Origin of the sequence: Actinoplanes sandaracinus, assembly GCF_030009775.1 — a bacterium.
Lineage (GTDB): Bacteria > Actinomycetota > Actinomycetes > Mycobacteriales > Micromonosporaceae > Actinoplanes > Actinoplanes sandaracinus.
Window position 1 is genome coordinate 90,825 of sequence record NZ_JASCTH010000003.1, and the last position, 24,294, is coordinate 115,118.

A 24,294-nucleotide genomic window follows, 5' to 3' on the forward strand; every position below is an offset into this window, starting at 1 on the left:
CGAGGGGTATGACAAGTTTCCGAAACCGCTGGCTACGAGCGTGACAGCCGGCGAAGCAGGGAATCGGCGCCCATCGGGTAGGCGCCGTGCCGCCGCACCCCGTCGGCCACTTCGCGGTCGGAGGACACCACCACCACCGGGCGGCCCGGCGGCTCGGCCCGGACCAGCTGGCGGATCAGCTCGTCGGCGGTGGTGCCCTTGCGGGAGAAGAGCACCCGGACCCCGCGCGGCGCCGGCGGCAGGCCGTGCACCCGCTCGGCTCCGTCGAAGACCACGGTGATCTCGTCGCCGGTCTGCGCGGCTATCCCGCCGAGCCCGGTGATCAGGCGCTTACGCTGCTGTTCGAGAGACATGTCGGCGAAGCCGCGCTTGGTCACGTTGTAGCCGTCGACGATCAGGTGCGCCCGGGGCAGAGCGAGCAACTGGTCGAGACGGCCGGGGTCGTCGGTGTCCTGGGCGCGGGCCCGGGACCGCTCAGGCGCGCCCGGCCGGTCGGCGGAGGCCTCGGCCACGAAGTCGGCTGGCAGCTTGTCGGCCGGGCCGATGGCCAGTTCGCGGCGGAGCCCGGTGGCGGCCTGGCCGATGGTCTCGAGAAGCAGCCAGAGGCGGGCGTCGTCGACGGCCCGGGAGTCCTTCGCCGCCTGTTTGCCGGTGGCGGCGGCGGCCTCCGCGTCGGCCAGGCGCGACCGCAGGCGCCGAACCTCCGCCTCGTGGTCGAGGGTGACGCGCGACGCGCGGCCCTTCTCCGTCGCCAGCAGGTCGCTGGCACGTTTCTGTGCCGCCTGCGCCTCACGCAGGGACCGTGACGTGGACCGCGCCTCCTCGCGCAGCTGGCTCATCTCCTCGCGAACGCGGGCGAGCTCGTCGCGCAGCTTGTCGGCCTCGACCCGGGCGACCGCCCGGTCGTGCTCGGCACGGGCGGCGCGCTGCTCGGCGGCGCGGACCTGCGCGGCGATCGCGGCCGAGTCGGCCTCGGCCCGGACCGCGTCACCGGCCGCGTCGATCAGCTCGCGCCAGCCCTGCGGGCGGGCCAGGTAGGCCAGCGCGGCGACTTCGACCGGGTCGGCCGCGGCCGGGGCGACACCGCTGGTCACAGCCGCGCCGAGGTCTCCCGCGTCGGCCACGATGCGGGTGCCGATGCGCTGCCGGAAGAGCGGGTCGGCGACGAGCTGGGCGGCGATGTCACGGCCGCCGAGGCGGGCCCGGCGGTTGGGCGCGAAGCGGGCGACCCGGCGCAGCGGCACCGGCATCTCGTCGGCCGGGAGACCGGGGAGAGCGGCGGCGGCGAGGACGGTGATCCGCTGACGGACGGCTTCGGGTAGAACCGGTTCGGGTGAGATTTCCGTTCCGAGGGAGAATTCCGCACCCTCCGGAACCGCCTCCTCCTCGGGGCGGTCATCAGGGTTCAGCAGTGCGGACATCCCCCCATTCTCACACCGGTCACCGGCGATTAGCCCACTGGAGCAAGTGATCTTTTCTCACCCCGGCCCGGGTTTATGTCGTACCCCCGCTCTAATGTTCCGGCCCGTGACGCAACCGGCCTACGTGCAGGGCACTCTGGACTCGCTGCTGTCCGCCGACGGCTCGGTGGACCCGGCGGCGCTGTCGCTGGCCGACACCACCTTCGTGGTGCTCGACCTGGAGACCACCGGGGGCGCTCCGGACGGCGGCGGCATCACCGAGATCGGCGCGGTCAAAGTCCGTTCCGGCGAGCGGCTCGGTGAATTCGCGACGCTCGTCAACCCGGGCGAGCCGCTGCCACCGTTCATCACCGTCCTGACCGGCATCACCGAGGCCATGCTGCGCCCGGCCCCGCCGATCGAGAGTGTGCTGCCCGCCCTGCTGGAGTTCCTGCGCGGCGCCGTCCTGGTCGCCCACAACGCCCCCTACGACGTCGGGTTCCTCAAGGCCGCCTGCGCCCGGCACGGCTACCCGTGGCCGGCCCTGCGGGTGCTCGACACCGCCGCGCTGGCCCGTCGCGCCCTGACCCGTGACGAGGTGCCCAACCGCAAGCTGGGCACCCTCGCGCAGTTCTTCCGGTCGCCGGTGCAGCCCACTCACCGCGCGCTCGACGACGCCAAGGCCACCGTCGACGTGCTGCACGGGCTGATCGAGCGGCTGGGCAGCTTCAAGGTGCACACGCTCGGTGACGCGATCGAGTTCGCCAAGGCGGTCACCCCGGCGCAGCGCCGCCAGCGGCATCTGGCCGACGGGCTGCCACACGTCCCGGGGATCTACATCTTCCGGGCCGCCGACGAGCGGCCGCTCTACGTCGGCACGTCGAAGGACGTCGCCACCCGGGTCCGCAGCTATTTCACCGCCGGCGAGAAACGGGCGCGGATCTCGGAGATGCTCACCGCGGCGGTCCGGGTGGAGGCGGTGGAGTGCGCCCACCCACTGGAGGCGGAGGTCCGTGAGCTGCGGTTGATCGCCGCGCACGCGCCGCCGTACAACCGCAGGTCGAAGTTCCCGGAGCGGGTGGTCTGGCTGAAGCTGACCGCGGAGGCGTTCCCCCGCCTGTCGGTGGTGCGCCGGCTCGCCGAGGACGGCGCCACCTACCTGGGCCCGTTCTCCTCGCGGCGCACGGCCGAGTTGGCCGCCGCCGGCGTCTACGACGCCGTGCCGCTGCGGCAGTGCAACCACAAGCTCTCGCTGCGCTCGAAGACGCCGGCGTGCGCTCTGGCCGAGCTGGGCCGGTGCCCGGCGCCGTGCGAGCACGAGATCACCCCCGAGGACTACGACGTACGTGCCGCCCTGCCCTTCCGCACCGCGACCTCGGGTGATCCGGGCCCGGTGGTCTCGGCGATCCTGGCCCGCATCGACACGCTGTCACAGAAGCAGCGTTACGAGGAGGCCGCGGTCGTCCGGTCCCGGTTGATCGCGCTGCTCCGGGCGCTGGTCCGGATGCAGCGGCTGGAGGCGCTGACCCGGCTGAGCGAGCTGGTGGCGGCCCGCCGCGACGACCGGGGCGGCTGGGAGATCGCGGTGATCCGGCACGGCCGGCTGGCCGCCGCGGCCACGTCGCCGCCACGCGAGCATCCACGCCCGACCCTGGACGCCGCCCGTCTCACGGCCGAGACCGTGGTTCCAGGTCAGGGGCCGACGCCGGCCGCGACGGCGGAGGAGACCGAGCGGATCCTCGCCTGGCTGGAGCGGCCCGACACCCGCTTGGTGGAAACCGTGGGCGACTGGGTGTCACCGGTTCGTGGCGCCGCGCGTTTCGCCGCCCTGCTCAGCAGGGCGGAAGCGGCGGCTTCCGCTCAAGACTCGACCGTTCGCCTATCGGTAACTGACCGTTCGGATGACGCTCACTCGCTTAGGCTGTAAGGCACGCACATCTGTCGCAAATGATTCGTCACATTTGTGGGCTCACGCCTTGGCGACGGGCCCTCTCCGATGATTCGCTTGCGAAGGAAACGCGAGGCGACTCCACGCACCGGTTGGGGCGTGGGCGATCGGTGAGGGGGGTGTCCGGGTGGACGTCGACGCCGGCCACGGCGCCGCCTTCGGTCGCGCTCTGCCGGCCAGCTCGTCCGAGACGTCCTTCACCCAGCGCCTGCGCTCGCTGCTCAGCTTTCAGAACAACGACGACGATCCGGTCGCCGAGCTGGCTCGCACGCACCGCAGCATCCACACCTCGGCCGACGTCGCGATCCTGCGCCGCAGCTACCAGATCGCCGAGAGCATGCACCGCGGCCAGTTCCGCAAGAGCGGCGATCCCTACATCACCCATCCGCTCGCCGTCGCGCAGATCTGCGCCGAGCTGGGCATGGACACCACGACTCTGGTCGCCGCGCTGCTGCACGACACGGTGGAGGACACCAGCTACACCCTTGAGGCGCTGCAGGGCGACTTCGGCAACGAGGTGGCGCACCTGGTCGACGGGGTGACCAAGTTCGACAAGGCGTACTACGGGAAGGCCGCCGAGGGCGAGACGATCCGCAAGATGATCGTCGCGGCCGGCAAGGACGTCCGTGTCCTGGTGATCAAGCTGGCTGACCGGCTGCACAACATGCGCACACTGGGCGCCCGGGGCACGGCCAGCCGGGCCCGGATCGCGACGGCCACTCTCGACGTGCTCGTCCCGCTCTGTGACCGACTCGGCATCCAGGCTCTCAAGCGCTCCCTCGACGACGTGGTGCTCTTCCACCTCGAACCGGATTCCTTCGCCCGCATCGACGAGCACGTGAAGAACCGTCCCGGCTGGGACGACTACCTCGCGGACGTCTCGCACCAGGCCCGGGTCGCGCTGCGCCGGCAGAAGGTGACCGCCGAGGTCACCCCCCGCCCGCGGCACTATTACTCGATCTGGAAAGACACCGTCGCCGGCAACCATCCGGTGCCGTTCGACCTGCCCCGCATCGCGGTGATCGTGGACGGACCGGACACCGACTGTTATGCCGCGCTCGGCGCGATCCACGGGCGATGGCGGCCGGTGGCCGGCCGGTTCAAGGATTTCATCGCCTCGCCGAAGAACAACCTCTACCGCTCTCTGCACACCACGGTGGTGGGTCCGGACGGCAAGCTGGTCGAGGTCCTGATCCGCACCCAGGCCATGCACCGCTACTCCGAGTACGGCGTGGCCACCAGTTACCGATATCCCAAGGAGTCGGACGAGCCGGCCGGCTCCGACCAGCTAACCTGGCTGAAACGGGTGCTCGACTGGCAGCAGGACACCACCGACGCGGGCCAGTTCCTCGATTCGCTGCGGTGCGATCTGGCCGAGGGGCAGATCACCGTCTTCGCGCACGGCAACGCCTACGAGTTACCGAGCCAGTCCACGCCGGTCGACCTGGCGTACGAACTAGGCCCTCGCCAGGGTGACCAGTGTCTTGCCGCGACCATCAACGGACGTCTCGCCCCCCTCAGTTCCCCGCTCCGCGACGGTGACGTCGTGGAGATTTTTTCGGAGACCGAGAACCAGGTCGACGTCGAGCCGAACGCGCCACGCGGCCCCCGCAAGGAGTGGCTGGGCTTCGTGAAGTCGAGCCAGGCACAGATGCAGATCAACCGCTATTTCGACGAGCGGAACGAACCGGGCATCAGCATCGCCGACAAGGTCCGTCTGGGCCGCGCCACCATCGGCCTGACCCTCCGCAAGCACGACCGCGGTCTGGCGAGCGAGGTGCCGCTGCGCCGCCTCGCCGAGGAGCTGGGTTACCCCGATCTGGAGACGCTGCTGGTCGCGGTCTGTGAGCGCAGCCTCGAACCGGACGCGGTCGTCGAGCAGCTCATCGCACTCGTCGACCACCCGGACTGAGTTGCACAGCGTCCCCCGTTAGCCTTACGCGCGTGAACATTCAGCGGCAGATCCGCGGCCTCGCCTATCAGGCCTTCTATGGGCTGCCTCTTCCGATCCGCCGCCATGTCGCCCGTCTCGTCTCACCGAAATACCTGGTCGGAGCGGTCACGATCGTCCGCGATTCGGAGGCGGAGCGCCCCGGGCGCATCCTTCTGCTGCGCCAGCCGCCCGGCCGCGGCTGGGGCCTTCCGGCCGGCATCCTGAAGCGGCGCGAGCTGCCCGCTGTGGGCGCGGCGCGAGAGCTTTTCGAAGAGTCGGGGGTACGGGTGGAGCCCGGCGACCTGACTCCCGGCATTCCGAACGCGATCGTCCACCCGAACGGTGGCGTGGTCGACACCGTCTGGTTCGCCGCGGTTCCGGCGTCCAGCACCGCGCTGGCGGTCGACGGTGGTGAGGTTCTGGAGGCCCGCTGGTTCCCGGTCGACGACCTGCCCGAACTGACCTGGCCGACGGCCCGCCTGCTCGGCGTCTACGGCCTGGGCCCGCGGGCCGGGGAGTTGCCGCCGTCGATTCCGGCCGGCACCATCTACCGGGCGCCCTTTCCCGGTTCCGGGGAGCAGCGGTGAGCGTGGCCGTGTGCGGGGTGGTGCTGGCCGCCGGTGAGGGCCGGCGTCTGCGTCCTCTCACCGAGTCCCTGCCGAAGTCGCTCTGTCCGGTGGGCAATCTGCCGTTGCTCGACCACGCGCTGCGCCGTCTGGCCGGTCTCGGTCTGTCCGGTCCGGCCGCGGTCGCCGTGAACGCCGCCTACCTTGCCGAACAGGTCGTCGCGCATGTCGGCGCCCGCGCCCACCTCTCCGTGGAGCCGGACGGCCCGATCGGCACCTCCGGCGGGGTGGCCCGGTTGCGCCCGTGGATCGACGGCCGCGCCGTCCTGGCCGGCAACGCCGACGCCTACCTGCACGATCCGGCGCGCGAGCCGGGCAAGGACATCGCGGCGATGCTGGACGGCTGGTCCGGCGACACCGTCCGGATGTTGACGAAGCCGTGTCTGCCCGGCGACACCGGCGGTTTCAGTGGCCGCCGCTTCGCCGGTCTCTCCCTGCTGCCGTGGCGCTACGTCAAGGACCTGGTCGAGGAGAGCAGCGACCTGGTGCGGACCGTGTGGCGCCCGGCGGAGGCGGCCGGGGAACTGGAGCTGATCCCTTACGAGGGTTTCTATCTGGACACCGGCACTCCGGCCGACTACCTGGCCGCCAACCTGCACGCCGCCGCCGGCGCCACCCTCGCCGGCCCGTCGGCGAGGGTCACCGGCGCCGGCCGTGCCGTCGAGTCGATTCTGGGTGCCGGCTCCCACGTGGAGGGCACGGTCACCCGCTGCGTCCTGTGGCCCGGTGCGCATGTCGCCCCGGGCGAACACCTCACCGACACCATCCGCACCTCGACCGGCCTGACCGTCCAGGCCTGACGCCATCCGGGCCGCCTGCCCGGCGCATCACTCCACAGCGACCGCGTTCCGCCGTTCGGTCGTTACGCCGTTCGGCCGTTCGGCCGTTTGGTCGTTCGGCCGTTTGGTCGTTCGGTCGTTCGGTGAGGAAGCCGACGATGCCGTCCATCGACTCGCTCCCCCTGTGGGTGCGCGCTCCCGGCATCGCTCCAGATCAGCCGGATGGGCAAGGTCCCGCACCACGCATCCCTGAAGCAGTCCACGACCGCGGGAAGTTCCATCCGAAGTAGCCGCCCGGTCCGTTGACCGCCTCACCGAGCGCGCAGAAGAACCAGTCGACGCGGGGTGACGTGCCGCCCGTCGAGCCGTTAGACCGACCCAGGCGGCCGGTCCGGGACCTTGCCGAACCGGTCGCGCCCCAGTGCCAGCCGGAGCCATTCGTGCCGCAGGCCGGCGTCGAGTGCCGCCCAGGTCCCCGGCTCCGACGGCGGCGGGCGCATTCCCCGGCCATCCGAGACAACGACTCCGGCCATCCGGGACAACGACTCGTCGTCGTCGAACTCGCTGAACACATCGTCGAGCAGCCACCGCATCGAAACAGCGACGCTCGTCACCGCGGCAACCTGGCAACCACGCCGTTCAGCGTGCGCCCGCCGCCGGCCGGTCAGTCAGCCTCAGGAAGCCCGATGGCAAAAGCATCCTCAAGATCATGCTTCGAGTACGCCCGGAAGGCCACGAACGTCTCGCTGTTGATCACCCCAGGCGTCTTGGAGATCCGCCCCGCGATCACCTCAGCGATGTCGTCGAAGCGAGGCACCCGAACGATGGCGATCAGGTCGACCCCACCGGCGACCGAGTAGACCTCGCTGACCCCGTCCAGCGCTGCCAAGGCCTCGGCCACTTCCGGAATCGAGTTGGTAGCGCAGTCGATATGCACGATCGCCGTGTTCACCAGCAAACTCCCCACCCGCGAGGACAACAGATCTCCGCCCACTCTATGTCCTCCCCCACCACAAACCACAGACCACCCAAGCCCCCCCGCCCAAGACCAACACCCCACCCCACCCCACCCCAGTCCAGCCCCCAGACCAAGCTGAGCCCTCGCCGGGCCGGGCCGGGCCGGGCCGGGCAGTGTCGGGCCGGGCAGTGTCGGGCCGGGCAGTGTCGGGCCGGGCAGTGTCGGGCCGGGCCGGGCCGGGCAGTGTCCATCGACGGGCGCACGGTGACAGCCAGTCTCTCCTCCGTTGGCTGGCCGTAAGCGCGGTCCCGAGCGGATCGAGGCAGCACTCACCACCAGCCGACCAGCCGCGCGAACCGGCCAAGGTCCTCCCCATCCGGGGCGCTTCCCGAGATCACGGCCGCTCACGCCGGTTGTTGATCTGCTGGCCGTGCGAGTCCGCGGTCAGACCGACGCGAGACAGCGCCTCCGCACGGCCAGCAGATCAACTCACCCGAGAAGCCAACAAACGCGAGAGTGCTAACGCGTCCACACCGTTGCTGAGGCACTCCGCCGAGGCGGGGCGAGGCGGGACGGCGGGGCGCGGCGCGAGGCGGGACGGCACGGCGCGGCGCGGCGCGAGACCGGACGGCGCGGCACGAGACCGGACGAGACGGCGCGAGTGTCCGTCCACGGGCGCACGGCGGCTGCCAGCCCGACCGCTGCCGGCTGGTCGTGAGTGCGGTCCCGAGCGGATCGAGGCAGCACTCACCGCCGGCCAGCAAGAACCGCCAAGATCCACCGAGCTCGGGTGCTTCCCGAGATCACGGCGGCTCACGCCGGTTGATGATCTGCTGGCCGTGCGAATCCGCGGTCAAAACGGACGCGAGACAGCGTTCCCGCACAGCCAGCAGATCAACTCACCCGTGAAGCCAACGGACGCGAGGCTGCTGTCCCGTACACACCGTTGCCAAGAGATTCCCCGCCGGCTGACCGACGTCCGACCACTCCAGCCGTAGTACGCGTGCCTCATGGCAGTCGGCAAGCACGTCCGGGCGACGGCTGGGTGTGGGGGTCGAGGGCTGAGCCTAATGGGCGGCTATCGGTGTGGTCGCGCGGAAGCTCGGGATCGGCAGCGCCGAGACGGTGTGCAAAGGGTGCGTCAGGCCGAGGTCGACGACGGGCAGCGGCCGGGAGGGAGCAGCGACGAGTCGGCCGAGTTGAAGCGGCTGCGCCGGGAGAACGCCGAGTTCCGCCGGGCGAACGAGATCCTGAGGGCGGCGTCGGCCTTCTTCGCGGCCGAGCTCGACCGACCACAGAAGTAGTCGTGAACGTCATAGACAGTCACCGCGGCCGCTTAGGCACGGCGCGAAAGCGACACGGCGCGAGAGCGACACGGCGAGGCGAGGCGAGGAGGCAACCCAAGGCGAGTCGCGCCGCGGTGAAGGCGGGGACACCACCCGACAGAAGGGTTCACCACGACCCGATGCCCCCGCACCCCCACCGACCGGAGCACCCACCACCCACAGAGCACGCAGGCCCGCCACACCCCAAAACGTGTCCCACCGAGAACCACAAGATCCAAACCGTGAGTAGCGGGACAACGCAAGGTTCGGGGGCGGGGGGGGGGGGGGGGGGGGGGGGGGGGGGGGGGCGCCCCCCCCCGCGCCCCCCCCCCCCCCCCCCCCCCCCCCCCCCCCCCGACCCACAGCAAACGCCCCAAAACCCAAAAAGCAAACCCCCAGGCCCAAAAAGCAAAGGCCCGCCGGAGGAAACCCCCCGACGGACCCCAGAAGAACCAACCCCGATTCACCGACCGGACTTGATCTCCTCACGCTTGACAGCCCCACCGACAGCCGGAGAAACCGGAATCTCGGCAGGCTTCTCCACCGGGAAGAAGAACCCCTTGATGGCCGGAGCCAGAGCCCCGATCCGGTTCATCTTCTTGGGAACGACCCATCCCGCGTACTCCAGCGGAATCGGATGTCCGTGATCGTCCACCGGGCCGAGGGGCTGGTGGATCTCGACGAACTGGCCGTTGGGCAGCCGCTTGATGATGCCGGTCTCCACACCGTGGGCCAGCACCTGGCGGTCGTGCTGCTGCAGACCGAGGCAGATGCGGACGGAGATGTAGTAGGCGAGCGGCGGCAGGATGAGCAGGCCGATGCGGCCGGCCCAGGTCATCGCGTTCAAGCTGATGTGGAACTTGTCGGAGATGACGTCGTTGCTGCCGGAGATGGTGGCGACCATGAAGAACGTGAAGGCCATCATGCCGATGCCGACGCGCTCCGGGTTGTCGCGCGGCCGCTCCAGCAGGTGGTGGCTGCGCTTGTCCTTGAGCTTGCGCGCTTCCAGCCACGGGTAGGCCATCGGCAGGGTGAACAGGGCGCCGAGGCCGACGACGGCCGGCCAGAACATCGGCGGGATGCTGTAGCCGTTGCCGATCGGGATGTAGATCTGCCAGTTCGGCATGAGACGGACCAGGCCGTCCATGAACATGACGTAGAAGTCGGGCTGCGATGCCGAGGAGACCTCGGCCGCGCGGTACGGCCCGAACAGCCAGATCGGGTTGATCTGGAACAGGCCGGCCATCAGGGCGATGACGCCGAAGACGGCCATGAAGAAGCCGCCCTGCTTCATCGCGTAGCGCGGGAACATGCGCTCGCCGACCACGTTCTCGTTGGTGCGCAGCGGGCCCGGCCACTGAGTGTGCTTCTGCTTGAACACGATGCCCAGATGGGCGGCGATCAGCGCGAGCAGGATGCCCGGGATGAGCAGCACGTGCGCGATGTAGAACCGGCCGATGATCAGCTCGCCGGGGAACTCGCCGCCGAAGATGGAGGCGGAGAGCCAGGTGCCGATGATCGGGAGGGTCAGCATGATCGCCGAGGCGATGCGCAGGCCGGTGCCGGAGAGGCCGTCGTCAGGCAGCGAGTAACCGGTGAAGCCGGCGAAGAACCCGAGCAGGAACAGCAGGACGCCGATGACCCAGTTGATCTCGCGCGGCTTGCGGAACGCGCCGGTGAAGAAGACGCGCGCCATGTGCACGAGGATCGACGCCATGAACAGCAGCGCCGCCCAGTGGTGCATCTGCCGCATGAACAGACCGCCGCGAACCTCGAACGACAGGTTCAGCGACGACTCGTAAGCCGCCGACATCATGGTGCCCTTGAGGGCGAGGTACTCGCCGTCGTAGGCCACCTCCTTCATCGACGGGTCGAAGAAGAGGGTGAGGAACACGCCGCTGCCCAGCAGCACGATGAACGAGAACAGGGCGATCTCGCCGAGCAGGAACGACCAGTGGTCCGGGAAGACCTTGTTGAGCAGGCCCCGCAGGGGGGTGGCGCCTTGGAACCGGTCGTCCGCACCCTTGGCGAAGTTGACCGGAGCCTGAGCTAGATCGATCTTTCGGCGCTTCACGGCCGCTCCCAGAAGTCAGGTCCGACGGTGTCCTTGAAGTCGGACGCTGCCACGAAGAAACCTTCCTCGTCCACTGTAAGCGGCAACATCGGCAGACGCCGAGTCGCGGGTCCGAAAACCGGCTGCGCGTTGTCGGTGATGAGGAACTGCGACTGGTGGCACGGGCAGAGGAGGCGGTTGGTCTGCTGCTCGTAGAGGCTGGCGGGGCAGCCCGCGTGCGTGCAGATCTTGGAGTACGCGACGTAGTTGCCCCACATCGAACCCTTGTTGCGGCCGTTCTTGTCGGCCTCGGCGTTCGCGCGGGTCGTCGCCGCGTCGTCCGCCCGCAGGTGGATGAGCAGCGTCGGCGAGTCGGCGTAGTGGTTGGTGGCGCCGTGCGGGATGCCCGGGAAGACGGTCATCTGGCCGCCGGCGCTGACGTCCTCGGGACGGATCGGGCTGCCGTCCTCGCGGGTCAGCCGGACCGGCTTGCCACCGTTGGCGACGGGGTTGAAGCCGGTGCGGTACATCATCGGCTCAGGATCCCCGTGCGGGTTCTTGATCATGCCGCCGACCAGCGGAGCGGCGATGGCCAGGCCGAGCGGGGCCGAGCCGAGGGCGATCGCGCCCTTGAGCAGCGGCCGCCGCTGGACACCCAGTTCGTCGGCCACGAACAGCGCGGTCTGGCCGGTGATCAGGCGCTCATCGTCGGAGGACGGATCGCCGTGCCGCTGCTGGATGGACAGCTCGTGCGGCAGCAGCTTCTTGGCCCAGGCGAGGATCGCGAAGCCGAGCGCCAGCAGGCCGAGGCCGAGGGTGATGCCCAGGATCGGCGTGTAGTAGTCGCTCATCGTGTGGCCGAGCTTGAAGTGCCACGGCCACCAGATGTAGGCGACCAGGAAGGCGAGGGTGAACAGCCCGGAGAGCAGGAACAGGATGGAGATGTTGCGGACGACCCGCTTCTCCGCCTTGGAGTTCTGCCCGTGGAAGTGCGACTCGTACGTGACGATCTCGATGTCGTCGCGCCGGAGGCCTTCCTTGACGATGTCGAACCGCGACAGGTGCGGGTCGTTGACGTCGACCGGGGTGCCGGTCTCTCCCGCGTGGTGCACCGCCGTCATGACTTCCCCGCAATCCAGAGCGACGTGAAGACCAGGAGCGTGATGCCGACCAGGAAGATGGCCATGCCCTCGGTCGACGGGCCGTACCGGCCAAGGTTGAACAGGCCGCCCGGGTCCTTCTCCTCCTGGAGCTGGAACTTGATGTAGGTGATGATCTGCTTCTTCTGCTCCGGCGTGAGCTGGTTGTCGCCGAAGACCGGCATGTTCTGCGGACCGGTCAGCATGGCGGCGTAGAGCTCCTCCGCCGTCGGGTCGTGCAGCGCGGGGGCGAACTTGCCCGAGGACAGCGCGCCACCACCACCGCCGAAGCCGTGGCAGGAGGTGCAGTTGACCCGGAACAGCTCGCCACCACGGGCCAGCGCCTCGGGGTCGGTGTCGATGTCGGCGACCAGGGGGCCGTCCGGGATCTCCGGACCGCCACCGAGCTCCTGCACGTACTGTGCGAGCTGCTCGGTCTGGGCCTTGTCGAACTGCGGCGGCTTCTCCTCGGCCTGGGCTTCCTGGCGGGTCATCGGCATGCGGCCGGTGCCGACCTGGAACTCCACGGAGGCCGAGCCGACACCGATCAGGCTCGGCCCGCGCTCGGTGACACCCTGGCCGTCACGGCCGTGGCAGGAGATGCAGCTGGTGTCGTAGAGCGCCTTGCCCTCTTGAGCGACAGCGGAGAGCTGGACGTTGTCCTCGGCGAAGGCGCCCGGGGTGAACGCGGTGTAGACGCCGCCGGCGAGAGCCAGGGCGGCGAGCATGCGCACCGCGGCGCCGAGCCTCCGGCGAGCCCGGCCGGGCGCGCCGCGCCGCCGGGAGAACACCCGGCCACGCCTGCGGGCGGGGGTGTCAGAAGTCATGGGTTATGTCCCTCTGGTTTGTTGTTGCGATCCTCGCCGTTGGCGCTGGTTACTGAAGCCAATAGATCATGGCGAACAGCGCGATCCACACCACGTCCACGAAGTGCCAGTAGTACGACACGACGATCGCCGAGGTGGCCTGAGCAGGGGTGAAGCGCCCCATCGTCGTCCGGATCATGTAGATGATGAAGGCGATCAGCCCGCCGGTCACGTGCAGACCGTGGAACCCGGTCGTCAGGTAGAACATCGAGCCGTAGCCGTCACCGTTGATCTTGACGCCGTGGTGGACCAGCTCGACGTACTCGTTCACCTGGCCGAGCACGAAGATGAGGCCCATCACGAAGGTGATCGTGAACCAGCGCCGCAGCGCGAACACGTCGCCCTTCTCTGCTGCGAAGACGCCGAGCTGGCAGGTCACCGACGAGAGCACCAGGATCACAGTGAACGTGGTGGCGTACGGGATGTTGAGATGCTCGGTGTTCTTCTCCCACTGCTCCGGTGCCGCAGCACGGATGGAGAAGTACATCGCGAACAACGCCGCGAAGAACATGAGCTCGCTGGAGAGCCACACGATGGTCCCGACGCTGACCATGTTGGGTCGGGTCAGCGAGTGGATCCGGCTCTTGTCGATGGCTGCCGCAGTCACCGCCTCATTATTCATCCGAACCAGGTCCAAGGTCCTCCGGGGTCCCCAATCCGGCACTGTGGGCGGCCCGGAATATTTTGTGACCAGCCGATAGGCCTAGCCTCGAGTGGTGCGCCTTCACGATTTGCCCCCTCTCGCGGCCGATGGCGGGGATACTTATCTTCCGCCGTTCACCCCGGCGGCCCTCTTCACCGAGATCAACCTGGTCAGCCTGATCGCCCTGGCGCTTCTCGTGTCGGCGGCGCTCTACGGGTACGGCGTCTGGCGTCTGCGCCAGCGCGGTGACCACTGGCCGGCCGGGCGGACGGCGGCCTTCGTCGCGGGTGGACTGGGCTCGATCGCCTCCGTCACGGTGACCGGCATCGAGGCGTACGACACCACCCTGATCTCGGTACACATGGTCCAGCACATGGTGCTGTCCATGGTGGGGCCGATCTTCCTGGCGCTGGGCGCACCGACCACCCTGGCCTTGCGGGTGCTGGCGCCGCGGCCGCGGAAGGCGCTGCTCGCCGTCCTGCACAGCCGCTTCGTCCGGGTGGTCACCTTCCCGCTGGTCGCGTTCGGGCTGTTCATCGCGAACCCGTTCGTCCTCTACTTCACCAGCGCGTACCGGCAGACCCTGGAGCACGTCTGGGTGCACGAGTTCGTCCACGTGCACTTCATCGTCACGGGGTGCCTGTTCTTCTGGCCGCTGCTGGGGCTGGACCCGCTGCCGAACCGGTGGCCGTACCCCGGTCGCGCCCTGTTGATGGTGCTCAGCGTGCCGTTCCACACGGTGCTCGGGCTGACGATCATGCAGAGCAAGGAACTGCTGGGCGGCGACTGGTACCCGAACCTGGGCCTGAGCTGGCTCGATCCGGCCGCCGACCAGGTCACCGCGGGCGGCATCCTGTGGGCCGGCGGCGAGATCGTGAGCGTCACGATGCTGGGCATCCTGGTGGTCCAGTGGGTCCGCCAGTCCGAGCGCGAGGCCCGCCGGATCGACCGCGCCCTGGACAGGGAAGAGGCGAAGGCCGCCACCGGCGGGCCGGCGACCCGCCCGGAGCCCGACGCCGAATAACAAGTTCGGTACGATCGGCGGGACTCAAGACGTGAGGTGGGGCACAAGATGAGCGAGTACACCGTTCTGCTCTACAGCGACGACGCCGCCGTGCGAGACCGGTTCCGGCTCGCCATCGGCTCGCGTCCCGCGGCTGATCTGAAGGTCGAGTTCGCCGAGGCCGCCTCCTGGGAGGAGTGCCGCCGCCTGCTCGACGAGTACGAGATCGACCTGATGATTCTCGACGGCGAGGCCACTCCGGCCGGTGGCATCGGCATCGCCCGGCAGACCAAGGACGAGTACCTCACTCCCCCGCCCACCTGCGTCGTGATCGCCCGTGCCGCGGACCGCTGGCTCGCCGCGTACGCGCAGGTGGACGCCACCCTGGTGGCCCCGCTGGACCCGGTCACCACCGGCCAGACGGTGGCCGGCCTGCTGCGTGCCCGCCGGGGCGGCGCCGTTCCGCTCGGCACGCAGGGCACCGCAGCCAGCTGACCTTACTCTGATCCACCACCCCTGATGGAGGCAGCGCCATGGGCGCACGCACCTGGCCCAATCTGACCAGCGCACTGCTGCGTGGCGAGGAACTCGCCACCGAGGACACCGGCTGGGCCATGGGCGAGATCATGGGCGGAAACGCGACGCCGGTGCAGATCGCCGGGTTCGCGGTCGCGCTGCGGGCCAAGGGCGAGACGCCGGGCGAGCTCGCCGGTCTGGTGCAGGCGATGATCGCCAACGCCACGCTGGTCGAGTTGCCCGAGGCGACCCGGACCAGCTCGGTCGACGTGGTCGGCACCGGCGGCGACCGGGCCAACACGGTGAACATCTCCACCATGGCGGCGATCGTGACCGCCTCCGCGGGTGTGACGGTGGTCAAGCACGGCAACCGGTCGGCGTCCTCCACCACGGGCACGGCCGACCTGCTGGAGCACTTCGGCCTCCCGCTGGACCTGGGCCCGGTGGGCGTCGCCCGCACGGTCGCCGAGGCCGGCATCGGCTTCTGCTTCGCGGCTCGCTACCACCCCGGCATGCGGCACGCCGCGGTCACCCGGCGCGAGCTGGGTGTTCCGACCTTCTTCAACGTGCTGGGGCCGCTCACCAACCCGGCCCGGCCGACCGCCGCCGCGGTGGGCTGCTTCGACCCGCGGATGGCGCCGGTGATGGCCGAGGTGTTCGCCCGTCGCGGCGACTCGGCGCTGGTGGTGCGCGGCGAGGACGGCCTGGACGAGTTCACCACCGCGGCGCCCACCCGGGTCTGGCTGGCCCGTGACGGCAAGGTGGAGGAGCTTCTGGTCGACTCGGTGGACGTGGGCCTGCCCCGCAGCCAGCCGGCCGACCTGCGCGGTGGTGACGTGGCCTTCAACGCCGACGTGGCCCGCCGGACGTTCGCCGGCGAGCAGGGCCCGGTCCGGGACGCGGTGCTGCTCAACGCGGCGGCCGCGTTCGCGGCCCGCAGCGGCTTCCCGGGCGACTTCCACGAGACGCTGCGGGCCGGGATCAAGCGGGCGGCCGAGGCGATCGATTCGGGCGCCACGACCGCTCTGCTGGACCGCTGGGTGGCCGCGGCGCAGGCGGCCAAGGCCGCCGAGTAACCGGGAAAATCCTTTCAACACGCCGTCGGCAATGCCCGAGATCATCCGATATACGTGACACCGTCTGAATGACATTCGGGTAATTCCACCTTCCCGCGAAGGAGACACCCGTGCAGGAACGCGAACTCCGCTGCGTCATCTGCGACGGCGACATGCTCTTCGAGGTGCCGCCCTGTGAGGACGGCCACGACGACTGCCCCGAGCTGGTGTGCACCCGCTGTGGCGCCGCCGAGGTGGTCGCCCCGATCGTCGTGCACCTCTGGAAGCCCGGCAAGGGCCGCGTCGCTCCCGCTCAGCGCTCCGCCGCCTGATCACTTCAAGATCAGAATCCGGCGGTACGGCTACCGAAGCACCGTGCCCACCACGCGAGGCCCGGCCCACTCACGCCTCCCGCGCGCCCACCGGGCTGCTGCCCGGTACAGCGGTGGCCCGCGGCCGCCGGCGCACCCGGCCGAAGCGTGCGGCCCCCACGATCCGCCCGCCCGAAGTCGCGGAACGACAAAAGCCCGCACCCCCGGCGGGGGTGCGGGCTTTCACGTCGAACTCAGAGGTGCGCTTCGGGGTGCCGGGTTCCCGAGTAGTACTCGAAGAGCAGGCCGCACGAGGCGAGGATGACCGCGACCAGGCCGAAGGCCAGCAGCCACCACATCCAGAACACCAGGCCGATGCCGGCGATCGCCGCCGCCAGCGCGATGCCGAACGGCCAGTAGCTGCCCGGGCTGAAGAAGCCGACCTCGCCGGCGCCCTCGGCGATCTCGCCGTCCTCCCGGTCCTCCGGCCGCAGGTCGATGCGGCGGGCGACGAACCAGAAGAACCCGGCGCACATCGAGCAGAGCAGCCCGGACAGGATCAGGGCGACCACGCCGACCCACTCGACGCCACCGCGGAAACCGGCCGCGTCGGCATCGGTCCCGGAGATGTTTCCGGTGTTCAGCGTGTAGACCCCGTAGACGGCGGCCGCGCCGAAGAGGAACACGGCGACCGCGGCGAAGATCTTGTATTCGGTCTTCACGTCGTCAGTCCTACTTCCCCACGGCTACGGTCTCGGGCTGGTTCCAGGTGTTGGCCTGGCGCCGGGTGTTGAACGGCGAGGTCTCCGTCGCGTACGGCTCCTTGCCGATCGCGACCAGCGCCTGCTGGGTCGACTGACCCGCCTTCCGCGCCGCGATGTACTGGTCGAACTCGCCCGACGACACCGTGACCAGCTCGAAGTTCATGAACGCGTGGTAGGTGCCGCACAGCTCGGCGCACCGGCCGACGTAGCGGCCCTCCTTGTCGAGGGTCACCTCGAAGACGTTGCGCACGTTGCCGGGGAACACGTCCCGCTTGAACAGCATCTCCGGCACCCAGAACGAGTGGATGACGTCGCGGCTGGTCTCCTCGAAACGGATCTTCTCACCGACCGGCAGGACCAGGATCGGGATGACGTCGGACGAACCGACGGTCGAGGCGACCGTGTTGGCCTTCTCGCCCATGCCGTCGCGGTAGTTGAACTGCCAGTTCCACTTGAACGCGACGACCTCGACGACCTGGTCGGGGTTCTTCGACAGCCGGTCGACGTTGGTCTGCACGATCGCCGTGTAGTAGAAGAGCACCGCGACGATCAGCACCGGCGTGACCGTGTAGAGGATCTCCATCGGCATGTTGAACCGGGTCTGCACGGGCAACTCGTCGCCGCGCTTGCGGTACCGGATCACGCACCAGAAGATCAGACCCCACACGCCGAAACCGACCACGAGGGCCGCGATCGTCGACGCGATCCACAGGTCGTACATCTCGTGTGCCTGAAGGCTGATGCCCCGGCTCGGCCAGCCGAAGTGGCCGAACGCATCTCCCCAGTCCGCGATCGAACAGCCCGAGAGCAGCGTCAGCAGCGTCGCGCCGCCGAGACCCAGCCCGGCCGCCCGGCCTACTGCCCGCGGCCGTGTGGCCGAACTCCTTGCGCCCACCTGCTTCTGCCTCCTTAGCAGCGCCGCCTGCCGAAACCGGACTTCTGGCGGCAAGGCTCACCGACGGTCGCACACTACTCGACCTGGCCGGAGCCGCCCGCCACCGGGGGGCGTAGGGCCTTCGGTGAAGCGGCCGTCGGAGAACACCCGACATCCGGACGATACCGTTCCCTGTGTGGATTACACAGGCGATCCGGCCGGGGCGCCCGTCTACCTGGACGCCGCTACCGCGGCGCCGCCGCATCCGGTAACCCGCGAGGCCCTGCTCGCGGCCCTCGCCGACGGCTGGGCGGACCCCACCCGGCTCTACGCGGCCGGGCGGCGGGCCCAGCAACTGCGCGAGGCGGCTACCGCGGTGGTCGCCGAGATCCTGGGCGTACGGGCGGACGAGGTCTCCTTCTGGCCGTCCGGCACGGCGGCGGCGCAGGCGGCGGTCCTCGGCGGTGTCGGAGGACGTCGACGCGCGGGCCGCACCCTGGTGCACTCGGCGATCGAACACTCGGCCGTCCTGCACGCGGCCCGCACGGCCGAGGCGGTCACGGTCGGCGTGGACCGGCTGGGCCGGCTCGACCTGGACGCCTGGGCGGCCGAGGTGGCGAGGCCGGGGGTGGCCCTGGCGAGTCTGATCAGCGCGAGTCACGAGGTGGGCACGGTGCAGCCGGTCGCCGCCGCGGCGGAGCTCTGTGCCGAGGCGGGGGTGCCGCTGTTCGTGGACGCGGCGCAGACGGCCGGCCGGGCTTCGGTGCCGACGGGCTGGTCGATGCTGAGCGCCAGCGCGCACAAGTGGGGCGGCCCGCCCGGAGTCGGTGTCCTGGTGGTCCGTAAAGGTGTGCGCTGGCTCTCCCCGTACCCCCAGGATGATCTTTATCGCCCCGGCGACCCGGGCACGCCCGGACTGCCGCAAGTGGTCGCGGCCGCCGCGAGCCTGCGGGCGGCGGCCGGCGAGGCGGAGGTCGAGGCGGTGCGGCTGAGCGCGCTGGTCGACCGGATCCGGGAGCGCGTGGCGGCGACCGTGCCGGACGTGGAGATCGTCGGCGACCCGGTGGAGAGGCTGCCGCACCTGGTGACGTTCAGCTGTCTCTACGTGGACGGGGAGGCGCTGCTGCACGCGCTGGACCGGCACGGTTTCGCGGTCTCGTCCGGCTCGTCGTGCACGTCGTCGACGCTACGGCCGAGTCACGTGCTGGAGGCGATGGGTGTTCTCAGTCACGGCAACGTGCGGCTGTCGCTGCACCGGGAGACCCGCGAGGCCGACGTGGAACGGTTCCTGGCGGTGCTGCCGGGCGTGGTGGCCGACCTCCGGAAGGAGGCCGGCCTCTGATCACCATCGACTGCCGTGGCCTGCGCTGCCCGATTCCGGTCATCCGGCTGGCCAAGGCCATCCCGACGGTCGCGGTCGGCGAGATCGTGCGGGTGCTCGCCGACGACCCGGCCGCGGCCAACGACATCCCCGCCTGGTGCCGGATGAAGGATCAGGAGTTCGTCGCGGCCGACGGCCACGCCTTCGACGTGCGAAGGCGCAGCTGACCGGCTCCGCCCTCGCCGCGCGGACGATCGCCGGGTGAGGAGGTGGGCCGCCGAGCGGCCCGCCGCCTCACCGCCGGTGATCGTCGGTGAGGTAGTCGATCACCGAGGAGACCGGGTCCTTCGCCAGATGGGTGTCGACGACCAGGCGCGGGCCCAGGTAGGGCTCGTACTCGGCCTGACGCTCCAGGACCCGGACCCAGTCGGGGATGCCGTCGTGGTCGCGGACCGCGTAACGGGACTCGACCCGCCGGCGGTGCTCGTCGTCGTCGCCGCAGATCACCTCGACGACGCGCAGCGGCACCGCCATCCGGTCGGCCAGGTCGGTCCACAACTCGCGGGCCGCCTTGACCGGGTTCACCGCGTCGATGATCACGTGGTGGCCGATCCTCAGCTGTTCCTCGGCGAGCGCGGCCACCACCCCGTAGGCGGCGAAGCCGGGACGGGGCTCGTGCACCGAGTATCTCTGGAGGGTGAAGTCGACCGTGTCGACGGCGAGGCTCGCCGCGGGCAGCTCAGCTGCGACCGCGGCGGCCAGGGTGCTCTTGCCGACTCCGGGGAGGCCGGCGAAAACCGCTAGAACCATGTCTGAAGGTCTACGCCTTATGCCGCGAGGAAGGGGGTGATCTCGGCAGCCGCCTCTTCGCCGTACGCGGCGGCCAGGCGCTTGCTGAACTCGGCGGGCTTCACGTCGTACTCCTGGGTGCCGACGGTCTCCAGCACGAGGGCCGCGACCAGCGAGCCCACCTGGGCGGCGCGCTCAAGCCCGAGACCCCACGAGACGGCCGCGAAGAAGCCGGCCCGGAAGCCGTCGCCGACACCGGTCGGGTCCTCGCCGATCACGCCGGGGACAACCGGCACGTGGATGCGCTCGATGTCCCGGCCGGTGATCTCCACGCCGTCCTTGCCGAGCGTGGTCACCCGGATCCGGACCTGCTCCAGGACCTGCTCGCCGGTGAGGCCGGCCTTGGTCTCCAGCAGGGACCGCTCGTACTCGTTGGTCATGAGGTATTCCGCGCCGCTGATCAGGCTCAGCACGTCGGAGCCGTCCATCCGGGCGAGCTGCTGCGACGGGTCGGCGACGAACCGGTAACCGCGGGCCCGGCACTCCTGCGAGTGGCGGATCATCGCGGCCGGGTCGTTCGCACCGACGAGCACCAGGTCGAGGCCGCCGGCCCGCTCGTCGACCGGGGCCAGTTCGATGTTGCGGGCCTCGGCCATCGCGCCGGCGTAGAACGAGGCGATCTGGTTCAGGTCGTCGTCGGTGGTGCAGACGAACCGAGCGGTGTGAGCCACGTCACTGACGTGCACCGAGTCACAGTCGACGCCGTGCCGCTCCAGCCACGAGCGGTAGTCGGCGAAGTCCGCTCCGACCGCGCCGACGAGGATCGGCCGCAGGCCGAGCTTGGCCATCCCGAAGGCGATGTTGGGAGCCACGCCACCGCGCCGGACCACCAGGTCGTCGACGAGGAACGAGAGCGAGACCTTGTGCAGTTGGTCGGCGATGAGCTGCTCGGCGAACCTGCCGGGGAAGTGCATCAGGTGGTCAGTGGCGATCGAGCCGGTGACGGCGATCTTCATGTCGGCCCTCGGGGTCGGGAACAGGGGGCGTTACGCCATGAGACTACCGGGCGGTTACGCCGAACAGGCCGTCCCGTTAACGGGACGGCCTGTTCGGAAGTTGCCGTGACTCAGTAGTTGCCGTGACTCAGTGGAAGGAGTCACCGCAGGCGCAGGAGTTCTGCGCGTTGGGGTTGTCGATGGTGAAACCCTGAGCGTCGATGCGATCGGCGAAGTCGATGGTCGCGCCCGCCAGATAGGGGGAGCTCATCCGGTCCACCACGACCTCGACACCGTCGAAGTCGCTGACGACGTCGCCGTCGAGCGAACGCTCGTCGAAGAAGAGCTGGTAGCGCAGGCCGGAACAGCCACCAGGCTGTACGGCGATGCGCAGGCGCAGGTCGTCGCGCCCTTCCTGCTCGATCAGGGCCTTGACCTTCACCGCGGCGACGTCGGTGAGGGTGACGCCGGTCGGGGCGGTCGCCTCGGTCGACTCGGTGTGCGCTTCAGTGGTCACTAGGTATCTCCCTGCCAGGTGCGGTCATGTGCCGTACCAGGCAACGCTAACCCCATTCCCTCCGATTCCCAATCCGGGGCGGAACAGATCACCTGCTCCATTGCCCCGCCAGCCGGGCGGCGAGTTCACGCAGGCCACGGGCGGGTTCGGCGAAAGCCGTCGCGACATCGCCGAAATGCTCCACGAGGGTGTGCGTCTCGGTCACCCCGGCCGCCGAGGCCTCCCGCTGGCCGGTCTCGTTGCGCCCGGCCAGGACCACGCACGGCAGGCCACGGTCGCGGGCGCCGGCGGCGATCCCGGCGACCACCTTGCCGCGCAGCGACTGGTGGTCGAACGAGCCCTCGCCCGTGATCACCAGATCGGCGGCGTCCAGCTCGCGGTCCAGGCCGATCAGATTCGTGACCAGATTGATGCCGGAGGTCACCTCGCCGCCGAGAGCGATCAGGGCGGCACCGATGCCGCCGGCCGCGCCGGCGCCGGGGCGGGCGGCCAGGCCCTCGGCGCCGAACGCCTTCTCCAGCACGCCGGCGAAGTGTTCGAGAGCCGCGTCGAGCAGCAGCACGTCCTCCCGGGAGGCGCCCTTCTGCGGGCCGAAGACGTTGCTGGCGCCGTGCAGGCCGGTCAGCGGGTTGTCGACGTCGGTCGCCGCCACCAGCCGGACCTGCCGCAACTGCGGGACGCCGTCCAGCGTCACCGCGCTGATCAGGGCCGCGCCGCCGTAGGGCAGGGCGTACCCGGCGGCGTCCAGCGGGGCGGCGCCGAGAGCGGCCAGCATGCCGGCGCCGGCGTCGTTGACCGCGGAACCGCCGAGGCCGACCACCACCTCCGCCGCGCCGGTCTCCACCGCGGCGGCGATCAGCAGGCCCAGGCCGTACGAGGTGGCCGCTTTCGGGTCACGCTCGGCGGCGGTGAGGAGATGCAGGCCGCAGGCCTGGGCGCTCTCGACGTAGGCGACGCCGTTCGCCAGCAGGATCTCGCCGTGGGCCGGGCGGCCCAGCGGGTCGACCGTGGCGACCGGGATCCGCCGGCCGTCGAGGGCCGCGGCGAGCACCTCGACGAAACCGGGGCCGCCGTCGGCGAGCGGGCGCTGGACGAGGACGTCGCCGGGGGCGGACCAGCCGTCGGCGACGGCCCTGGCGACTTCGGGAGCGGAGAGGGTGCCGGCGAACTTGTCCGGACAGATCAGTACGCGCACCCCGCGAGTGTGGCAGCACACTCCCGCAGGCGCAGCTACCGTCTCACCCGCTGTGCGAACATGGCTGACGTGACGTCGACCTGGACCGAACCCTCGAACACCCCGCTGGCTCTGCTTCTGCTCGGCAAGGACACCGATCCGGCGAGCGAGCGCGGGGTGGACTGCCCCGGCGATCTGCCCGCTCCCAGCGACCCTGATCTGGTGGCCCGCGCCACCGCGGCCAAGGCGGCGCTCGGTTCCCGGGTGTTCGTCCTGGGGCACCACTACCAGCGTGACGAGGTGATCCAGTTCGCCGATGTCACCGGTGACTCGTTCAAGCTCGCACAGCAGGCCGCCGCCCGGCCGGACGCGGAGTTCATCGTCTTCTGCGGTGTGCACTTCATGGCCGAGAGCGCGGACATCCTGACCAAGCCGGAGCAGCGGGTGATCCTGCCCGACCTGGCGGCCGGGTGCTCGATGGCCGACATGGCGGTCCTCGGGCAGGTCGAGACGGCCTGGGAGCACTTCCAGGATCTCGGCATCACCGACCAGATCGTGCCCGTGACCTACATGAACTCCTCCGCCGACATCAAGGGTTTCGTCGGGCGGAACTCCGGCGTGGTCTGCACCTCGTCCAACGCCAAGCGCGCCCTGGACTGGTCGTTCGAGCAGGGTTCGAAAGTGTTCTTCCTGCCCGACCAGCACCTCGGCCGCAACACCGCGGTCCTGGAGATGGGCTTCGAGCTGGACGACTGCGTCCTCTACGACCCGCACAAGCCGCAGGGCGGCCTGACCGCCGACCAGCTTCGCAACGCGAAGATGATCCTGTGGCGCGGGCACTGCTCGGTGCACGGCCGGTTCACCCTCGACAGCGTCCGCGAGGTCCGTGAGCGGGTCCCCGGCGTCAACGTGCTGGTGCACCCGGAGTGCCGCCACGACGTGGTCCGGGCGGCCGACTATGTCGGCTCGACCGAATACATCATCAAGGCGCTCGACGCCGCGCCCGCCGGTTCGGCGTGGGCGGTGGGCACCGAACTCAATCTGGTCCGCCGGATGGCCCTGGCCCACCCGGACAAGCAGATCATGTTCCTCGACCGGGCGGTCTGTTACTGCTCCACCATGAACCGGATCGACCTCCCCCACCTGGTGTGGACGCTGGAGGAGCTGGTCGCCGGCCGGGTGCCGAACGTGATCACGGTCGACGAGAAGACCGCGCACGAGGCGCGGATCGCGCTCGACCAGATGCTCGCCTTGCCGTAACGCTGTGTAGTCGCGCGAATCCACCCACATGGTGGATTTCTTAAG

24 protein-coding genes and 1 pseudogene are annotated in these 24,294 nt (G+C 70.0%); 12 read left to right on the top strand and 13 right to left on the bottom strand.

Annotation, left to right across the window (positions count from 1 at the left end):
* Positions 1-32: 32 nt before the first annotated feature.
* Positions 33-1,421 carry an NYN domain-containing protein gene (locus QLQ12_RS05195; RefSeq protein ID WP_282757467.1) on the bottom strand — a complete coding sequence of 463 codons (1,389 nt, stop codon included), beginning with the start codon at positions 1,419-1,421 and terminating at the stop codon, positions 33-35.
* 106 nt (positions 1,422-1,527) lie between these two features.
* Between QLQ12_RS05195 and QLQ12_RS05200 the strand changes: the two genes are divergently transcribed.
* From QLQ12_RS05200 to QLQ12_RS05215, 4 genes are all read left to right on the top strand, one after another.
* The gene (locus QLQ12_RS05200; RefSeq protein WP_407651416.1) at positions 1,528-3,327 is read left to right on the top strand and encodes a DEDD exonuclease domain-containing protein; all 1,800 of its coding nucleotides are present in this window, start codon (positions 1,528-1,530) and stop codon (positions 3,325-3,327) included.
* 148 nt (positions 3,328-3,475) lie between these two features.
* Positions 3,476-5,260 (top strand): RelA/SpoT family protein, encoded by a 1,785-nt coding sequence (locus QLQ12_RS05205; protein ID WP_282757469.1) that lies wholly within the window; start codon positions 3,476-3,478, stop codon positions 5,258-5,260.
* A 32-nt stretch (positions 5,261-5,292) separates the two neighbouring features.
* A complete protein-coding gene (locus QLQ12_RS05210) occupies positions 5,293-5,868 on the top strand; it encodes an NUDIX domain-containing protein (protein WP_282757470.1) in 576 nt (191 codons plus the stop codon).
* Positions 5,865-6,707, top strand: coding sequence for a sugar phosphate nucleotidyltransferase (locus QLQ12_RS05215; RefSeq protein ID WP_282757472.1), 843 nt, complete (start codon positions 5,865-5,867; stop codon positions 6,705-6,707). Before QLQ12_RS05210 ends, QLQ12_RS05215 begins: the two co-directional genes overlap by 4 nt.
* Positions 6,708-7,054: 347 nt before the next feature.
* Here QLQ12_RS05215 and QLQ12_RS05220 read toward each other — a convergent pair whose 3' ends face one another.
* Together QLQ12_RS05220 and QLQ12_RS05225 are read right to left on the bottom strand one after the other, a co-directional pair.
* On the bottom strand, positions 7,055-7,300 hold the full coding sequence (locus QLQ12_RS05220; protein ID WP_282757473.1) for a hypothetical protein: 246 nt from the start codon (positions 7,298-7,300) through the stop codon (positions 7,055-7,057).
* 50 nt (positions 7,301-7,350) lie between these two features.
* A complete protein-coding gene (locus QLQ12_RS05225) occupies positions 7,351-7,638 on the bottom strand; it encodes an Lrp/AsnC family transcriptional regulator (protein WP_282757474.1) in 288 nt (95 codons plus the stop codon).
* A gap of 1,077 nt (positions 7,639-8,715) precedes the next feature.
* Between QLQ12_RS05225 and QLQ12_RS05230 the strand changes: the two are divergent.
* Positions 8,716-8,974: pseudogene (locus QLQ12_RS05230) on the top strand (IS3-like element ISMyma3 family transposase); the annotation flags it as partial.
* Between the two features lie 458 nt (positions 8,975-9,432).
* Here QLQ12_RS05230 and qcrB read toward each other — a convergent pair.
* The 4 genes from qcrB to ctaE are packed head-to-tail and all read right to left on the bottom strand — an operon-like array spanning position 9,433 to position 13,634.
* Positions 9,433-11,043, bottom strand: a complete 1,611-nt coding sequence (qcrB, locus tag QLQ12_RS05235) for a cytochrome bc1 complex cytochrome b subunit (RefSeq protein ID WP_282757476.1) — start codon at positions 11,041-11,043, stop codon at positions 9,433-9,435.
* Positions 11,040-12,143: a cytochrome bc1 complex Rieske iron-sulfur subunit gene (gene qcrA / locus QLQ12_RS05240; protein ID WP_282757479.1), complete on the bottom strand. Its 1,104-nt coding sequence runs from the start codon at positions 12,141-12,143 to the stop codon at positions 11,040-11,042. The genes qcrB and qcrA overlap by 4 nt, the downstream gene beginning before the upstream one ends.
* The gene (gene qcrC / locus QLQ12_RS05245; protein WP_282757481.1) at positions 12,140-12,988 is read right to left on the bottom strand and encodes a cytochrome bc1 complex diheme cytochrome c subunit; all 849 of its coding nucleotides are present in this window, start codon (positions 12,986-12,988) and stop codon (positions 12,140-12,142) included. The genes qcrA and qcrC overlap by 4 nt, the downstream gene beginning before the upstream one ends.
* 49 nt (positions 12,989-13,037) lie before the next feature.
* A complete protein-coding gene (ctaE, locus tag QLQ12_RS05250; protein ID WP_282757482.1) occupies positions 13,038-13,634 on the bottom strand; it encodes an aa3-type cytochrome oxidase subunit III in 597 nt (198 codons plus the stop codon).
* A 109-nt stretch (positions 13,635-13,743) separates the two neighbouring features.
* Here ctaE and QLQ12_RS05255 point away from each other — a divergent pair, with 109 nt between their 5' ends.
* The 4 genes from QLQ12_RS05255 to QLQ12_RS05270 all read left to right on the top strand — a co-directional run bounded on the left by QLQ12_RS05255 (position 13,744) and on the right by QLQ12_RS05270 (position 16,576).
* Entirely contained in the window at positions 13,744-14,694 is a 951-nt protein-coding gene (locus tag QLQ12_RS05255) for a cytochrome c oxidase assembly protein (RefSeq protein ID WP_407651417.1), read from the top strand.
* Positions 14,695-14,742: 48 nt separating this feature from the next.
* The gene (locus tag QLQ12_RS05260) at positions 14,743-15,168 is read left to right on the top strand and encodes a response regulator (RefSeq protein WP_282757484.1); all 426 of its coding nucleotides are present in this window, start codon (positions 14,743-14,745) and stop codon (positions 15,166-15,168) included.
* 38 nt (positions 15,169-15,206) lie between these two features.
* A complete protein-coding gene (gene trpD / locus QLQ12_RS05265; protein WP_282757486.1) occupies positions 15,207-16,265 on the top strand; it encodes an anthranilate phosphoribosyltransferase in 1,059 nt (352 codons plus the stop codon).
* Between the two features lie 110 nt (positions 16,266-16,375).
* A complete protein-coding gene (locus QLQ12_RS05270; protein ID WP_282757487.1) occupies positions 16,376-16,576 on the top strand; it encodes a hypothetical protein in 201 nt (66 codons plus the stop codon).
* Between the two features lie 233 nt (positions 16,577-16,809).
* Here QLQ12_RS05270 and QLQ12_RS05275 read toward each other — a convergent pair whose 3' ends face one another.
* The gene (locus QLQ12_RS05275; RefSeq protein ID WP_282757489.1) at positions 16,810-17,277 is read right to left on the bottom strand and encodes a cytochrome c oxidase subunit 4; all 468 of its coding nucleotides are present in this window, start codon (positions 17,275-17,277) and stop codon (positions 16,810-16,812) included.
* Positions 17,278-17,287: 10 nt separating this feature from the next.
* Positions 17,288-18,214 (bottom strand): aa3-type cytochrome oxidase subunit II, encoded by a 927-nt coding sequence (gene ctaC / locus QLQ12_RS05280; RefSeq protein ID WP_282757491.1) that lies wholly within the window; start codon positions 18,212-18,214, stop codon positions 17,288-17,290.
* 175 nt (positions 18,215-18,389) lie between these two features.
* Between ctaC and QLQ12_RS05285 the strand changes: the two genes are divergently transcribed.
* Together QLQ12_RS05285 and QLQ12_RS05290 are read left to right on the top strand one after the other, a co-directional pair.
* Entirely contained in the window at positions 18,390-19,535 is a 1,146-nt protein-coding gene (locus QLQ12_RS05285; RefSeq protein WP_282757492.1) for a cysteine desulfurase family protein, read from the top strand.
* Positions 19,532-19,741: a sulfurtransferase TusA family protein gene (locus tag QLQ12_RS05290; protein WP_282757885.1), complete on the top strand. Its 210-nt coding sequence runs from the start codon at positions 19,532-19,534 to the stop codon at positions 19,739-19,741. Before QLQ12_RS05285 ends, QLQ12_RS05290 begins: the two co-directional genes overlap by 4 nt.
* Positions 19,742-19,808: 67 nt before the next feature.
* Here the strand turns inward: QLQ12_RS05290 and QLQ12_RS05295 are convergent, their stop codons facing one another.
* From QLQ12_RS05295 to QLQ12_RS05310, 4 genes are all read right to left on the bottom strand, one after another.
* Entirely contained in the window at positions 19,809-20,324 is a 516-nt protein-coding gene (locus QLQ12_RS05295) for an AAA family ATPase (protein WP_282757493.1), read from the bottom strand.
* Between the two features lie 17 nt (positions 20,325-20,341).
* Positions 20,342-21,319 carry a carbohydrate kinase family protein gene (locus tag QLQ12_RS05300; RefSeq protein WP_282757494.1) on the bottom strand — a complete coding sequence of 326 codons (978 nt, stop codon included), beginning with the start codon at positions 21,317-21,319 and terminating at the stop codon, positions 20,342-20,344.
* A gap of 127 nt (positions 21,320-21,446) precedes the next feature.
* On the bottom strand, positions 21,447-21,815 hold the full coding sequence (gene erpA / locus QLQ12_RS05305; RefSeq protein ID WP_282757496.1) for an iron-sulfur cluster insertion protein ErpA: 369 nt from the start codon (positions 21,813-21,815) through the stop codon (positions 21,447-21,449).
* Positions 21,816-21,903: 88 nt separating this feature from the next.
* Entirely contained in the window at positions 21,904-23,010 is a 1,107-nt protein-coding gene (locus QLQ12_RS05310) for a glycerate kinase family protein (protein ID WP_282757497.1), read from the bottom strand.
* Between the two features lie 60 nt (positions 23,011-23,070).
* On the opposite strand from QLQ12_RS05310, the gene nadA reads away from it, so the two are divergent.
* The gene (gene nadA / locus QLQ12_RS05315; protein ID WP_282757498.1) at positions 23,071-24,249 is read left to right on the top strand and encodes a quinolinate synthase NadA; all 1,179 of its coding nucleotides are present in this window, start codon (positions 23,071-23,073) and stop codon (positions 24,247-24,249) included.
* The last annotated feature ends 45 nt before the right edge of the window (positions 24,250-24,294 follow it).